Annotated in this window: 14 protein-coding genes, 1 other RNA gene and 1 riboswitch; of the genes, 2 read left to right on the top strand and 13 right to left on the bottom strand. The window is 40.8% G+C overall.

Going from position 1 to position 12865, the window contains the following annotated elements; all coding sequences use genetic code 11:
* The 10 genes from K5677_RS11760 to K5677_RS11715 all read right to left on the bottom strand — a co-directional run.
* Nucleotides 1-723: thiazole synthase (locus K5677_RS11760; protein ID WP_296728258.1), on the bottom strand; the 723-nt coding region annotated here is incomplete at its 3' end.
* Between the two features lie 12 nt (nucleotides 724-735).
* The gene (gene thiF / locus K5677_RS11755) at nucleotides 736-1374 is read right to left on the bottom strand and encodes a sulfur carrier protein ThiS adenylyltransferase ThiF (protein WP_296728256.1); all 639 of its coding nucleotides are present in this window, start codon (nucleotides 1372-1374) and stop codon (nucleotides 736-738) included.
* A 1-nt stretch (nucleotide 1375) separates the two neighbouring features.
* Entirely contained in the window at nucleotides 1376-1570 is a 195-nt protein-coding gene (gene thiS / locus K5677_RS11750; protein WP_296728253.1) for a sulfur carrier protein ThiS, read from the bottom strand.
* A gap of 45 nt (nucleotides 1571-1615) precedes the next feature.
* Nucleotides 1616-1721, bottom strand: a riboswitch (TPP riboswitch).
* Between the two features lie 171 nt (nucleotides 1722-1892).
* A complete protein-coding gene (locus tag K5677_RS11745) occupies nucleotides 1893-2087 on the bottom strand; it encodes a hypothetical protein (RefSeq protein WP_173308414.1) in 195 nt (64 codons plus the stop codon).
* A gap of 133 nt (nucleotides 2088-2220) precedes the next feature.
* Entirely contained in the window at nucleotides 2221-2748 is a 528-nt protein-coding gene (locus K5677_RS11740) for a type III toxin-antitoxin system ToxN/AbiQ family toxin (RefSeq protein WP_296728249.1), read from the bottom strand.
* 477 nt (nucleotides 2749-3225) lie between these two features.
* Nucleotides 3226-3768, bottom strand: coding sequence for a hypothetical protein (locus tag K5677_RS11735; RefSeq protein ID WP_296728248.1), 543 nt, complete (start codon nucleotides 3766-3768; stop codon nucleotides 3226-3228).
* A complete protein-coding gene (locus K5677_RS11730) occupies nucleotides 3737-4969 on the bottom strand; it encodes a hypothetical protein (RefSeq protein WP_296728246.1) in 1233 nt (410 codons plus the stop codon). Before K5677_RS11730 ends, K5677_RS11735 begins: the two co-directional genes overlap by 32 nt.
* A gap of 126 nt (nucleotides 4970-5095) precedes the next feature.
* Complete coding sequence (locus tag K5677_RS11725) at nucleotides 5096-5398, bottom strand: hypothetical protein (RefSeq protein WP_296728245.1); 303 nt, start codon at nucleotides 5396-5398, stop codon at nucleotides 5096-5098.
* Nucleotides 5328-5576, bottom strand: coding sequence for a hypothetical protein (locus tag K5677_RS11720; RefSeq protein ID WP_296728242.1), 249 nt, complete (start codon nucleotides 5574-5576; stop codon nucleotides 5328-5330). Before K5677_RS11720 ends, K5677_RS11725 begins: the two co-directional genes overlap by 71 nt.
* Nucleotides 5577-5684: 108 nt before the next feature.
* Nucleotides 5685-7148 (bottom strand): trypsin-like peptidase domain-containing protein, encoded by a 1464-nt coding sequence (locus K5677_RS11715; protein WP_296728240.1) that lies wholly within the window; start codon nucleotides 7146-7148, stop codon nucleotides 5685-5687.
* A gap of 955 nt (nucleotides 7149-8103) precedes the next feature.
* Between K5677_RS11715 and K5677_RS11710 the strand changes: the two genes are divergently transcribed.
* Together K5677_RS11710 and ssrS are read left to right on the top strand one after the other, a co-directional pair.
* Complete coding sequence (locus tag K5677_RS11710; RefSeq protein ID WP_296728238.1) at nucleotides 8104-8394, top strand: DUF1292 domain-containing protein; 291 nt, start codon at nucleotides 8104-8106, stop codon at nucleotides 8392-8394.
* 87 nt (nucleotides 8395-8481) lie between these two features.
* Nucleotides 8482-8666: non-coding RNA, 6S RNA (gene ssrS, locus K5677_RS11705), on the top strand.
* Nucleotides 8667-8735: 69 nt separating this feature from the next.
* Here ssrS and nrdG read toward each other — a convergent pair.
* The 3 genes from nrdG to K5677_RS11690 all read right to left on the bottom strand — a co-directional run bounded on the left by nrdG (nucleotide 8736) and on the right by K5677_RS11690 (nucleotide 12662).
* A complete protein-coding gene (gene nrdG / locus K5677_RS11700) occupies nucleotides 8736-9236 on the bottom strand; it encodes an anaerobic ribonucleoside-triphosphate reductase activating protein (protein WP_296728235.1) in 501 nt (166 codons plus the stop codon).
* Nucleotides 9237-9245: 9 nt separating this feature from the next.
* The gene (locus K5677_RS11695) at nucleotides 9246-11564 is read right to left on the bottom strand and encodes an anaerobic ribonucleoside triphosphate reductase (RefSeq protein ID WP_296728232.1); all 2319 of its coding nucleotides are present in this window, start codon (nucleotides 11562-11564) and stop codon (nucleotides 9246-9248) included.
* Between the two features lie 246 nt (nucleotides 11565-11810).
* Nucleotides 11811-12662 (bottom strand): hypothetical protein, encoded by an 852-nt coding sequence (locus K5677_RS11690; RefSeq protein WP_296728229.1) that lies wholly within the window; start codon nucleotides 12660-12662, stop codon nucleotides 11811-11813.
* Nucleotides 12663-12865 lie beyond the last annotated feature (203 nt).

Below are 12865 nucleotides of genomic sequence, written 5' to 3'. Positions count from 1 at the left end.
GGTGAGGACGCGTCCCAGACCAGAGAGGTAAGCCTTTCTGCCCGCCTCGATAGCCTGTCTGAATGCCTCAGCCATAACGGGGAGGTCTCCCGCTGTAGCGAGCGCCGTGTTCGACATTACAGCCGCCGCGCCCATTTCCATAGCCTCGCAAGCCTGCGACGGACGTCCTATTCCCGCGTCCACGATTATCGGCAGGTCTATCTCGTCGATGAGTATCTGTATGAAGTCGCGCGTTGCGAGTCCCTTGTTAGAGCCGATAGGCGAAGCGAGCGGCATTACCGACGCCGCGCCCGCGTTGACGAGGTCACGCGCGGTGTTGAGGTCGGGGTACATATAGGGCATTACCACGAAGCCCTCCTTTGCGAGTATCTCCGTAGCCTTTACCGTCTCCTGATTGTCGGGGAGAAGGTACTTTGTATCGCGCATTATCTCGATTTTTACGAAGTCTCCGCATCCGAGCTCTCGTGCGAGACGTGCTATGCGGACAGCCTCCTCGGCATTTCTTGCGCCCGATGTGTTCGGGAGCAGGGTCACGCCCTTGGGGATATAGTCGAGGATATTCTCGCTCTCGGCGGTGTTCGCACGGCGAACCGCGAGCGTGATTATCTCCGCTCCTGCGTACTTTACGGCGGCTTCGATGAGGCTGAGCGAATACTTGCCCGAGCCTAGGATAAAGCGGGAGCGGAACTCCCTGCCGCCGATTATCAGCTTGTCATCATTCATTGTAAAAACTCCTTAAACGTCGTATTCTTGGGCGATAATGCGTATCGCCATATTTGCCATATGTGCCGCGCAGACCGCAACTCTCGCCGAAATCAGTCCGAGCCCGTCCGCAACGTCGCTGACCTCGTCTCCGCAGAGATAGAAGCGCTTCGTCACCCTGCGCGTGACTATGCTGTTCGCGGAGGAAAGCCCCGCCATGCCCGAGCCCGATATCAGGTACTTTTCGGGCATTTTTCCCAGCACTGTGTTCACCAGCATCGCCTTCTGGTCGGCGCAGTCGAACGCCTCGCAGATGATATCGGAGTCCGCAAGCAGGTCGGGGATATTCTCCTCGGTCAGCTTCACGCAGTCTCGGGAAATCTCGCAGTACGGCGCTATTCTCGACAGTGTATCGTACAGCGCGTCGGACTTGTACTGCCCGAGCTGTTCGGGGAAGTACTGCTGGCGGTTGAGGTTGGAGATGTCCACGCGGTCGAAGTCGATGATGTGGAGGCGTCCCACTCCCGCGCGTGCGAGGTGTATCGCTATATTCGAGCCGAGCCCGCCCAGTCCGCAGACGGCGACGCCCGCCTCCGACAGCCTGCGCTGGAGCTCCGCACCGTGGCGCTCCTCAAGGGCGCGGTACATCTCCTCCCTTGTGGGTATCGGCATATCAGCCGCCTCCGACGAAGCGCACTACCTCGAGATGGTCGCCCTCATAGAGGACAGTCGAGGCGTACTGGTCGCGCGGGACTATGGACTCGTTGAGCTCGACAGCCACGCGCTGTTCGCCGTAGCCTATCTCCGCGAGAGCCTCGGCAACTGTCTCGCCGTTGAGCTCGTACTCTTTGCCATTGATAGTCAGCATAATCATTCCTCCCAACAAAAAAGCGGCTGCCATAAGCAGCCGCAAAATCAACTTTGTTCAGCTTCCTACGTTGGCATTATCCAAATCAGGTCACGGGTCGGCGGTCGTACCGCCCTCTCAGCCTGTAACACAAGCTCCCCTGCACAGAACATTATAACACATATGTTTAAAAAATGCAAGCATTATTTCGCCGCAACGCAAGAGCTCACCGCAAATCTTATAAACTGCAAAAAACAAAAAACACGCTTCAATTTTGAAACGTGTTTTTCTGCGTGCGCCCGCTTGGCGCTGTCTGGGCGTGACTTAATTGATGACATACTGTTTACTTAAACTTGAACATTTCTATTTCTTCAAGAGAAAGTTCTTGAAACGATTTGTTCTTTGTTTTCATATATTTTATTATCTTTGCGAAGTCAATTTCATTAGGAGGTAATACAGTGCCATCCTTCGAGCCCACATAAACACCGTCAAATTCCTCAAAATCAGGATCTGAAATAATGCAATCTTTTTTACTCATAATAGTTTCCCTTTGTGCAGAAATAATTAAAAAGCTCACGCGATTGCGTGAGCTTTACTGTAAAGGTGGAGCAATCTGAACCCCGCTTTTATTCGCCTAAAAACAGCCATTTATCACACACATATATATTTAATTATTTTGATATGTACTTTTCAAGTACCGCTTCCAGCTTTTTGAAATCGCAGCAGCGGCGGGTAAGGTTTATCATTTTATCGGGCGTTTCTGTTACTATAAGATAGAGCTTGTTTGCTTTATTAACAATGTCATCTTGATTCTGCTGACACCAGTTAAGTTGTTTCTTGGTTAGTATCTTATAATACTTATTTTGCGGTGTATCATTACTATGGATTGTCAAGTCAAGAGACATTATAACAGCTTCATCAACAGGAATCATACTGTTAAAATTTAAAACACCTATTAATTTGTTTTTGACAACAATTTTTGTAAAATCTTTATCATTTCTCATGCTTTCGTGTTTGGGCTTGGGGGAACTCAGGGGAACGCAGTATTTCTTATCACCACATATGATAATAACGCCCACAAACGGACGCTGTTCCTTTCCGATTTGTGGAGATACAGATCTGACAATGTCGTCTTTTTTAGCTAATTCGCGTACATATTTCAAATCTATTCTGTAAAAGGATAGTCTTTGTTGTTTCATTATATCATCTCCAAGTGAAAAGGCTGCGGAAAAAGTTCCGCAGCCTTAGAATAGTTTCCACTTACGGTAGGACTCACCGCTCTTATGGTTTCCACTTACGGTAGGACTCACCGCTCTTATGGTTTCCACTCACAGTAGGACTCACTGCTCTTTACAGAAGCCTAAGCTTCCATATGATAAGCCGAAACTTATCTTCACATATATTATATCCCACAAATCAGGATTTGTCAATAGCAATTTTTGAAATTGGCTCAAGGTCAAGAACGCAACGGAAAGGCGTAACCGCCCAATAACAAAACACCCTATCCAATGAAGTCTAAATAGATTAAACTAGAAGTAACTAATAAGGTCTAACTGGAGTTTATTGGAATGTCTCCGTCTTACGAAATGTATCGTAATTTGGAAACATACCCAGTGGGCTGCTTCATTCTTTTATTTCTAGCATCTTTACTACATTACCATTTATTAGCAACTGTATTATCTTGGCAGTTTACTTTCTTTTGATTCCATTCTTCTTTTACTTTCCATCAATTCATTCATTGTAATCCAGGTCGTTCTATAGTGCGACATCTTCCCGTGATAAATAGGTTCTTTCATAATATAATAGACTTTAACAGGAGTCCCGACTTCATTTTGACTTCTAATCCATTCTACAAATGATTCCAGACCTTCTTTTCCATTATTGTAATTAAATCTAATTTCGTCAGTACATCCTCCAGCAAACTCTCCATGCTTTAAAGGACATCCGCCTGATACCCATACAAAATGCGTACACATCATTGTATCCATTACTCCGCCATCAATATCGTCAAAATACTTATTAAAAGCGTGAAAACAAAAGCTCCTGTTCTTTTCATCGAAAAACCAATCTTCAATTCCTGTTAATGTCGCTTCATATATAACTTGAAAATGATTGCCCGCCATATCAAACATATCAACACACTTAGGAATATTGCCATTTTCTATCGTATTGCAGTATATCTTTTTATTACTCGCTACTTTGAAACCGTGTAGAATCATTCTCCAACCACCTTATTAATGTGAAGTTTGTAAGTCTTTCTATATAGTCATAAAAATCACTATGAATAATATACTTAAAAAAGATATTATTGATGGCACTCTCATTAGATAGTCCGGCATGAACATATGTACAACGTATTTTATAACACAAGTCAATAAATTCTTCGTTTACAGAACCGCCGAAAACCTTGTTTATTAGTCCTATGATCCTCTCCACCTTATTATCGCTTATCTCTGGGTATAAATTAGAAAGTGTTTCTAAAGCAATGATAAAATATGTAATTGCTTGAAACTGGTTACCTAGTTGCTTTAACCCTTTAACGTACATAGAAGAAGCGTTCATGAACACTTCTTTATAATCATGCGATAATTTACCAAAAGAGTCATATAAATGCTTGATGTCTGCTGGAATGATACTATTATTGATTTTATCAGTTATGTAGTCTTCTTTATTATAATCCCTTGAAATAATATATAAAGCGCCAGGTTTCTGTTCAGAATACAATTGCGTTTTAGAGTCAAGCGCATAAACAGGAGTACGTAAAAACAGTTGTAATAGAGTCAGAAGAGTTGTGCACCTTCGTTCGATAAATGAAAAAGTTCCATAATAGCCATTATTCAACTGATACTGATTGTATTGCATTTCACATATAGCAACTTTGTAATCTTTTCTATCTGGCAGTGAAATACCAAAATCAACCCTCACATCACCAAAATCATATGAACCTGAGTAATCGGCATCCCACAAGGCTATTTTATGCAAAAAGTAATTGCTGGTAATTCTCGAATTATCAATATTATTTAATAACGATTGAATGTAACCAGAAAAAAGCTTGGCTATCTTTATTGCATCCTGTACTGTGTGCTTATGGTCAATAATACCCTCTTTTATAAAAGTTCTTCCGGTTATTTCCTTTCTCTTCCAATCTATGCAATACATATTTGAAATAAAATCTTTCAATTCTTTATGATATAATATTTTTGCGGTTGATTCAGTTAGTTTTTCAAGATGGCTTTGCGCACATATTATAGTTGCAACAGGATAATCAATTAAATATTGGGTGAGTTGAGTTTCTTGGATTAGAATTGTGACAAGTATATCAATTTTATCCAATGAAAAATCGGCAATAGAATATTTGAACATTCGACCTACTGCCTCATCGGTATTGCATTCCTCTATTAAAGCTTTTTCTCTTACCATTCTCAACACCTATTACTCAAACATCATGTAGCGCTAATTACAGTGCTTATTTAGCATCAGTATATCATATGAACTACATTATGTCAAGATATCTCAGTGTTTTAATACAAACGAAAAGATTAAGGATTACTGGTTTTCGTTACTCTGACTCTTAGTAACACGATACGCCGTTGTAAGGTCGAATACGACCATATCTCGGTCAGGCACAGCTATACCCCGTATACGGTATGTGGACTTCATATCCCAGCCGCAGGTCTGATATATAAAACGTACCATATCCATACTTTTAAGCTCATAACCATCGTGTGAAGTATCCTCCGGCAGCTGATGAGCTCCGCTTGACTTATAGCTGCACTTCTCAACAGCCAGCTTTCCATTCTCCGTATCTAACAGGAATCTGAAATACGGTGGTAACGTCGTATGGTTCATATCCGAGTTCGGAATCAAGCTCTGATTCAAGGCTGCCTTCCATAAATCCGGCAAGTGCTTCCTTGAACAGTTCCTGAATATCATCCATGCTCTGTATATTCGCTGCTGAAAGAAAATCGCTTATCAGCTCTCTTCTTGCTCGCTGCTCTTCTGTTCCATTTCTTCGTCTTCTGCTCATAATTAAAACCTCCGAAGTAGTGTCTCTTCTATTATACACTACTTCAGAGGTTTACACAAATTTTAGGATAGACTCAAAAGTTCACTCAGATCGAGTGAACTTTTTCTTTTAATTTTCTGATGTGTTTGGATCGCTTTTGGGATCCTTCAAGTCATCAGATACATATTTTGCTTCTTGCAAGGTGACTTTAATTTTAATATCTCTTTCATTTCTTGATACCGTAATAGTAATTGTATCTCCTGCTTTGTATTTATCTCTTATTTCGTTAAGCTCCTGTGCAGTTGCAACTGCTTCGCCTTCTATATCAATTATTACGTCTCCGATCTCTATACCTGCAAGATCGGCGGCACTTCCCTCTTGAACAGTTCTTACATAAACGCCTACGGGGATATTCCAATAGCGTGACTGCGCTTCACTGATATCATTTGTTGTAATACCGATCTGAGGTCTGCCTGTAACGTATTTGTAGTTTATAAGGTCATCTATAATGGACTTTGCTTCTTTTATCGGTATAGCAAAGCAAAGCCCTTCTACGCTTGCCATATTGCTGGTGTAGCTTGTTGACATTTTTGCTGAATTTATACCTATTACCTGTCCGCAGCTGTTTAGAAGCGGACCGCCTGAATTGCCGCTGTTTATTGCAGCATCTGTCTGTATCAGGTTCATTTTTCTTGCATTTATGTCAATTTTTCTGTTTAACGCAGAAACGATTCCGCTTGTAACTGTACCAAACAAATCAAAACCAAGAGGATTACCGACAGCAATAACAAGCTCGCCAACTCGCAGCTCATCGCTGTCACCAAGAACAGCAGGCTTCAGCCCTTTTTCATTAACTTTTAGGACTGCAATATCTGTATCAGGATCATAAGCGATTATACTTGCTTCGTGCTCGGATTCGTCACTGAATAAAACTGAAACATCTGTAGCTCTGCCTGCTTTATATTCTTCGTCATAAACCACGTGAGAGTTAGTAACAATATACCCGTCTTCCGTAATTATAAAGCCTGTTCCTGTTTGTCTGAACTGCTGCATTTGCGGCTGAGGGTTCCAGCCCCATATGCTGAATGGCTGCTCCTGCTCATATTCAAAGGTTGAAGCGATGCCTACAACAGATGGCATGATCGAATCCACAATATCCGGGAGTGGCTTTGCATCGGACCTTGAAGCGAGCTCGATCAGACTTGGCAGAGGCTCCTTATTGGTATCTTTTGACTTTTCTTCATCAGCTATTTTAGTAACAGCTCGTGACGAATCTCCTGTATATTCGGCTACTAATTCATCTTTTGTAACACTTAGAAATTTATATACCTTTACACCGCAGACGCTTAATACTGCTACTGCAAGGAGCGCTGCTGCACTTTTTAAAAAGATATTCTTATTCCTTTTTGAAGCTTTTGAAGTATTTTCTGATGTAAATGTATATGATGAATCCGAATCAAAGCCGGTTTCGTTACTGCTTGATCTGTAGTTAAAAGAGTTCTCAATTTTGTCAGAAGAGTTGCTGCCATATATATCACTTGATCTGCTGCTGTCTGAAGGCGAATGATCCCTATCGTTGTAATTGTCTGACATACTGCTCGTCCTTTCTAATTTAAGTCACTATGTTATATTATAAACATTTTTGTGATAAATATATGATAACATAAAGAAAAATACAAATTTATATATACTTCTATCATCAACAGAAAAGCCCCGACAGGAATACATCGGGGCTTACTTTATTCTGTTATTTAATAATATAAAGCGACTTTCATCACTTTGCTAAATTACCCTTTGGACTCACCCTTTCGGATTAGATATTCAATGTGTACCACTTTTTCATGTACATCATTCCTTTTCTTCAAAAGTAATTAAGCGATGTAGTTTTTCTCCATTGGAATCACCTATAAAGTTGTATTTATCCGATCTGATCCTCGGATAGCTGCAATTTCATAAAGTAAAAACCTATCTTCTCATTGGACTCTACCTCTTGTGAAAGATTTTTTCGCAATATATCTAAAGACTCATTGTCGGAATTTCAGATAACTCTGTATCTAAATATATTGGACATGAAGCCGTTTAGATCAGCAATACGTCAGCCTCGTAATCGAATTATAAAGCCATATTGAGCTATTTTCAATGGAACAAGCAAGCAGCCTTTATTCCCTGTTATACTGAATCCAATTACTCAGCAAGCCCGCCGGCTTCACGCAGCTGTGCGAACTTTTCTTCCATTGGACTCACACTCCCTTCCGCGTATTATCATTTACATTGAGGCATTCACCTCAGTCCAAGTAAATACAGCTTGGATCACTCATCTGAGCTTTCCTTTTCTTTGATTATATATTACCACATTTCTTGTGCATTGTCAATAGAAATCACACAATTATCACCAATCTTTAGTGTAATTCGGCGTATGTCACAATGAAAACGGCTTCCCATTGACATTTTTATCAATAAACATATTACTCAATTTTCCTCTTGATTTTTTTACTTTATTAGTGTATAATTAAAACATCAAATAGCGTAAGCTGGAATGGAGAATACTATGTCAGAAATGAATGAATACACCCCTGAACTTTTTGAGCTTATCGATGAGGAAGGAAATAAAAAACAATTTGAACTTTTTGATGCAGCAGAGCTCAATGGTGAGCAGTATTTTGCAATGCTTCCTGCTGTTGAAGATGATGATTTCCTTAACTCTGACTGTGAGCTTGTAATTCTTAAATCTATAGAAGAAGACGGAGAAGAAATACTGGCTTCTATTGATGATGATGACGAGTTTGAAACGGTTTCTGCATTCTTTATGGAAAGATTACAGGACGCTCTTGAAGAATAATATAATTTCATCAAATTTTAATAACTTTACATAGATTTGCTATTGATTTTTTGAATTCTTTGTGGTATAATAAATATAGAAAAAGAAAATATTCTGCCTTGTTCGGGTAAATATAGTTTTTATAATCCAACACATAATTCAAGGGAATTCAGCTCCGTATGTGGACTGCAGACCTCCCGCTTTGCGGAAGAAGGGAGCGAGAAGCATAAGGGCGTTTACCCACCTGCTTCGTGCGGGTTTTATGCACTATATGACGGCAAGGCGGATTTTTTTACTTAACAAAAAGCGGTTTCCATACATTGGAAACCGCTTTTTTATGTTTTAGCGTTGATCTCACGCCTTTATGGTTCTATTTCAATTACTTTACCGTTTCTTAGACTGTCCTGACAGTCGATATAACGCTGATTTGAACTTCCGCGGAATTTTATCTCCCAATCCTTTTGTTCAAGGATAAAAGGTCCGTCGATAAGATAATCGGTAACTGCAAGAAGGTCATTCCAGTGTTTTTGCGCACGTTCCTCATAAAGCTTTTCAAAGGTATAGCCTGTATAGGTTATAATATCAAGTCCAAGCTTTTTTATCTCACTGCCAAGAGATGCGAGAGCCTCTGCCTGACAAAAGGGTTCTCCACCGCTGAAAGTAACTCCGTCAAGGAGAGGATTTCCTTTAATTATTTCGAGAAGGGCTTCTGTTGTAGTAACAGTACCTCCTGCAAAATCGTGTGTCTGAGGATTATGACATCCCTTGCAATTGTGGGGACAGCCCTGTACAAATACAGTAAATCGTATTCCGGGGCCGTCAACGATCGAATCGTTGACGGTTCCCGCAATTCTGAGTTCCATTATATCACCTTATACGTTATGCTTAACTCTGTCATGCTCTTCAGCGCGCTTACCGTTATTAAATCGGTCAAGTGTACCGACAAGATAACCTGTGATTCGGCGTATTCTGTCGAATGCAACATTGTTAGAGTGTTCTTTTCTTCCACAGCAAGGACAAGTCTCGCCGATGATACCTGTGTATCCGCAGCAAGGATCACGATCAACAGGGTGGTTTATTGCTCCGTAGCCTATTCCGGATTCCTTCATGCAGCGGACTATCTTCTCGAAAGCGCTGAGATTTTCAAGAGGATCACCATCAAGCTCGATATAGCTTATATGACCTGCGTTTGTGAGCTCATGGTAAGGAGCTTCGATCTTGATCTTCTCAAATGCACTGATCGGATAATAAACAGGTACATGGAATGAGTTAGTGTAATAGTCGCGGTCTGTAACTCCCTCGATGATGCCGTACTTCTTAGCGTCCATACGTACAAAACGTCCTGAAAGCCCCTCTGCCGGAGTTGCAAGAAGTGAGAAATTAAGACCTGTTCTTTTTGATTCTTCATCAAGACGCTTTCTCATGGAAGAAACGATCTCAAGACCAAGCTCTCTTGCTTCTTCGCTTTCACCGTGATGAGCACCGATAAGTGCCTTTAATGTCTCGGCAAGTCCGATAAAACCAACAGAAAGAGTACCGTGTTTAAGCACTTCTCCTACTGTATCATCAGGACCAAGCTTATCAGAGTCTATCCAAATCCCCTGTCCCATGAGGAATGGATAGTTTCTTACTCTCTTCTGAGACTGGATATTGAAACGGTGCATGAGCTGGTCGATAACAAGCTCCATTTTTTCCTCAAGCATCTCAAAGAAAAGGCCAACGTTATGATCTGCTTTGATAGCAAGACGAGGAAGATTTATAGATGTAAAGCTGAGATTGCCTCTGCCTGTAACGATCTCTCTTGATGGATCATAGTTATTGCCGATAACTCTTGTACGGCAGCCCATATATGCGATCTCGGTATCAGGATTGCCCTCCTTGTAGTACTGGAGATTAAATGGTGCGTCTATGAAAGAGAAATTCGGGAAAAGTCGCTTTGCAGAAACTCTGCAAGCGAGCTTGAAAAGATCGTAGTTAGGATCGGTCGGGTTATAGTTGATCCCTTCCTTGATCTTGAATATATGTATCGGGAAGATAGGAGTCTCGCCGTTGCCGAGGCCTGCTTCCTGAGCGAGAAGAACGTTCTTGATGACCATTCTTCCTTCTGGAGTGGTATCTGTTCCGTAGTTTATAGAGCTGAATGGAGTCTGAGCACCTGCACGGCTGTTCATAGTATTGAGGTTATGGATAAGCGCCTCCATAGCCTGATAAGTAGCTCTGTCGGTCTCCTTTTCAGCATTTCTTGTAGCGAAAGCCTGAATTTTCTCCGCAGTTTCCTTATCAGTGTATTTCAGCAGAAGCTCCATTTCCTTTTCTTTATAGCCATTATCATTAGAGAGAGTAGGCTTCAGTCCGAAGTTTTCAGATATTTCTTTCTTTATTTTATCTACTGCTTCAAACTCGTTCTCTACTCCGCCTATAAGAGAGAGAGCTCTTGCAACATTCTGTGTATATCTTGACGCATATGTTTTCTTTACTCCGTCAGCCATTGCATAATCGAATGTTGGGATACTCTGTCCGCCATGCTGATCGTTCTGATTGGACTGGATGGCGATACAGGCAAGTGCAGAATAGCTTGCTATATCGTTTGGCTCTCTTAAGAAGCCGTGGCCTGTTGAAAAGCCGTTTGTAAACAGCTTATGAAGATCGATCTGAGTACAGGTGGTAGTCAGAGTATAGAAGTCGAGGTCGTGGATATGGATGTCGCCCTCGCGGTGAGCCTTTGCGTGTGCAGGCTCAAGGACATACATTTCATAGTATTCCTTAGCAGATACAGAACCGTATTTAAGCATAGTACCCATTGCTGTATCGCCATCTATATTAGCATTTTCACGCTTTATATCACTGTCTTTGGCAGGACTGAAAGTCAGCTCGTTAAGTACGCACATCAGATTAGTTTTCATCTCACGCGAGCGTGTACGCTCATAGCGATAGAGAATATATGCCTTTGCTGTTTTTGCGTGACCTTTTTCGATAAGAACTTTCTCAACAAGATCCTGTATTTCTTCAACAGTTGGAGTTTTTCCCGGATTCTTTTCCTCATACAGTCTGCACACCTCAACCGCAACGTCCATTGCAACGTTGAAATCTGTACCTCCTCGAGCCTGTGCAGCCTTAAAGATAGCATTTGCGATCTTTTCTATATTAAAAGGAACTTTTCTTCCGTCTCTTTTAATAATGTGGATTATCATTTCTATATCATACCTCCAAACACAATATATAGTGTCTCTCTTTCAATCGTTCTTTATAAGTATAGAACATAATTCATAGATTGTCAATGTAGGTTATGAACAAGTAACCAGCAGTAAAAGTTTGTATATTTGTGAGAAATATGCATAAATCATTTATAAAATAGGCTTTTAGCGATATTTCGAGCTTTCGAGCGGTCTACAGATAGTAAATTGTCCAAACACTATATATAGTGTTTGGACGAAAAATTATACAGTATGACAAAGCACATAATCAGCAATGGTTTTATATGCTTTTTCAGTAAGTGCTCCTGTTTCTGAATTGATAAATTCCTTTGAGATATTACCGTCTACTCCCTTGAGTGCAGTATTGGTATCTATACAGTAAACGTTATTTGTATTAGCAATTGTAAGAAGCTTGGTATTGAATTCGTTAATGGCGCCATTATCGGCAGTACTTCCATCGCCTGACGGTGGAAGCTGCATGATATAGATATCAGTGTCGATAAGATAGCCCCTGACATTTTTTACAAATTCATTGTAGTTTGAGATCATATCATCTACAGAAGATGTTCCGATGTCATCACCAAGCATGATATAAACTTTTTCAGGTTTTTTTGTCTGCAATATTTCGTAGGCAGTTTTAGTTCCGTATGAAGAATCCATTGTATAAGTGTTGCAGTTAGCAGCGCCCAGCTCGCCGCTTCCGATTATATCAGTAAGAGCTGTATATTTTCCCATATCAATAAGAGTATTGTCGGTTACCAGACAGCATGAACTAAGATAAGAAGCGTCCTTTGGCTGTGACTGCGCGATAGGATTGGTAACAGATGAGCCGCTCTGCGTAGATGTCTCTTCTGTATCAGTTATACAGACTGAACTTTCGCTGTCTGTATCAGCATTAGTTTTATCTTCGACAATTACATTTTCAAATTCGTCACTGAAAAAGTTTTCGTTGAAGTTTGCTGCTACCATATATAAAATGAAACAGGTTGCAAATGAGAGCAAAAAAATAGCGATCAGTCCCCAGAGACTGAATTTTATCTTTGGTCTTCCGCGTCTTTTATCTGATATTCTTGTTATACTTTTCTTTTTAGCCATATTAACTCCTGACATAATAAAGCGTTACCTTGTTTAATGATAAAACGCTATGATTTTACCGTTACGGCAATTATTAATATTATACCTCTTTTTCTTATTGTTTGCAAGACTTTTGAGAAGTTTTATTATATTTTTGCTTAGCGTCTTGAATTCTTTTCCAAAATAGACTATAATAATAATATAATGTTTTAAGGAGGGATGAT

It is taken from the genome of Ruminococcus sp. (assembly GCF_024684275.1).
The sequence above is the reverse complement of the archived record's forward strand: the minus strand, read 5'-3'. Positions and strand labels throughout refer to the sequence as shown.

What these genes read in the sequence shown, in the direction of transcription:
- thiF (WP_296728256.1), bottom strand. Translation starts at nt 1,374, where the DNA reads ATGCCGATACCCACAAGGGAGGAGATGTACCGCGCCCTTGAGGAGCGC.
- thiS (WP_296728253.1), bottom strand. Translation starts at nt 1,570, where the DNA reads ATGCTGACTATCAATGGCAAAGAGTACGAGCTCAACGGCGAGACAGTT.
- K5677_RS11745 (WP_173308414.1), bottom strand. Translation starts at nt 2,087, where the DNA reads ATGAGTAAAAAAGATTGCATTATTTCAGATCCTGATTTTGAGGAATTT.
- K5677_RS11740 (WP_296728249.1), bottom strand. Translation starts at nt 2,748, where the DNA reads ATGAAACAACAAAGACTATCCTTTTACAGAATAGATTTGAAATATGTA.
- K5677_RS11735 (WP_296728248.1), bottom strand. Translation starts at nt 3,768, where the DNA reads ATGATTCTACACGGTTTCAAAGTAGCGAGTAATAAAAAGATATACTGC.
- K5677_RS11730 (WP_296728246.1), bottom strand. Translation starts at nt 4,969, where the DNA reads ATGGTAAGAGAAAAAGCTTTAATAGAGGAATGCAATACCGATGAGGCA.
- K5677_RS11725 (WP_296728245.1), bottom strand. Translation starts at nt 5,398, where the DNA reads ATGAACCATACGACGTTACCACCGTATTTCAGATTCCTGTTAGATACG.
- K5677_RS11720 (WP_296728242.1), bottom strand. Translation starts at nt 5,576, where the DNA reads ATGAGCAGAAGACGAAGAAATGGAACAGAAGAGCAGCGAGCAAGAAGA.
- K5677_RS11715 (WP_296728240.1), bottom strand. Translation starts at nt 7,148, where the DNA reads ATGTCAGACAATTACAACGATAGGGATCATTCGCCTTCAGACAGCAGC.
- K5677_RS11710 (WP_296728238.1), top strand. Translation starts at nt 8,104, where the DNA reads ATGTCAGAAATGAATGAATACACCCCTGAACTTTTTGAGCTTATCGAT.
- nrdG (WP_296728235.1), bottom strand. Translation starts at nt 9,236, where the DNA reads ATGGAACTCAGAATTGCGGGAACCGTCAACGATTCGATCGTTGACGGC.
- K5677_RS11695 (WP_296728232.1), bottom strand. Translation starts at nt 11,564, where the DNA reads ATGATAATCCACATTATTAAAAGAGACGGAAGAAAAGTTCCTTTTAAT.
- K5677_RS11690 (WP_296728229.1), bottom strand. Translation starts at nt 12,662, where the DNA reads ATGGCTAAAAAGAAAAGTATAACAAGAATATCAGATAAAAGACGCGGA.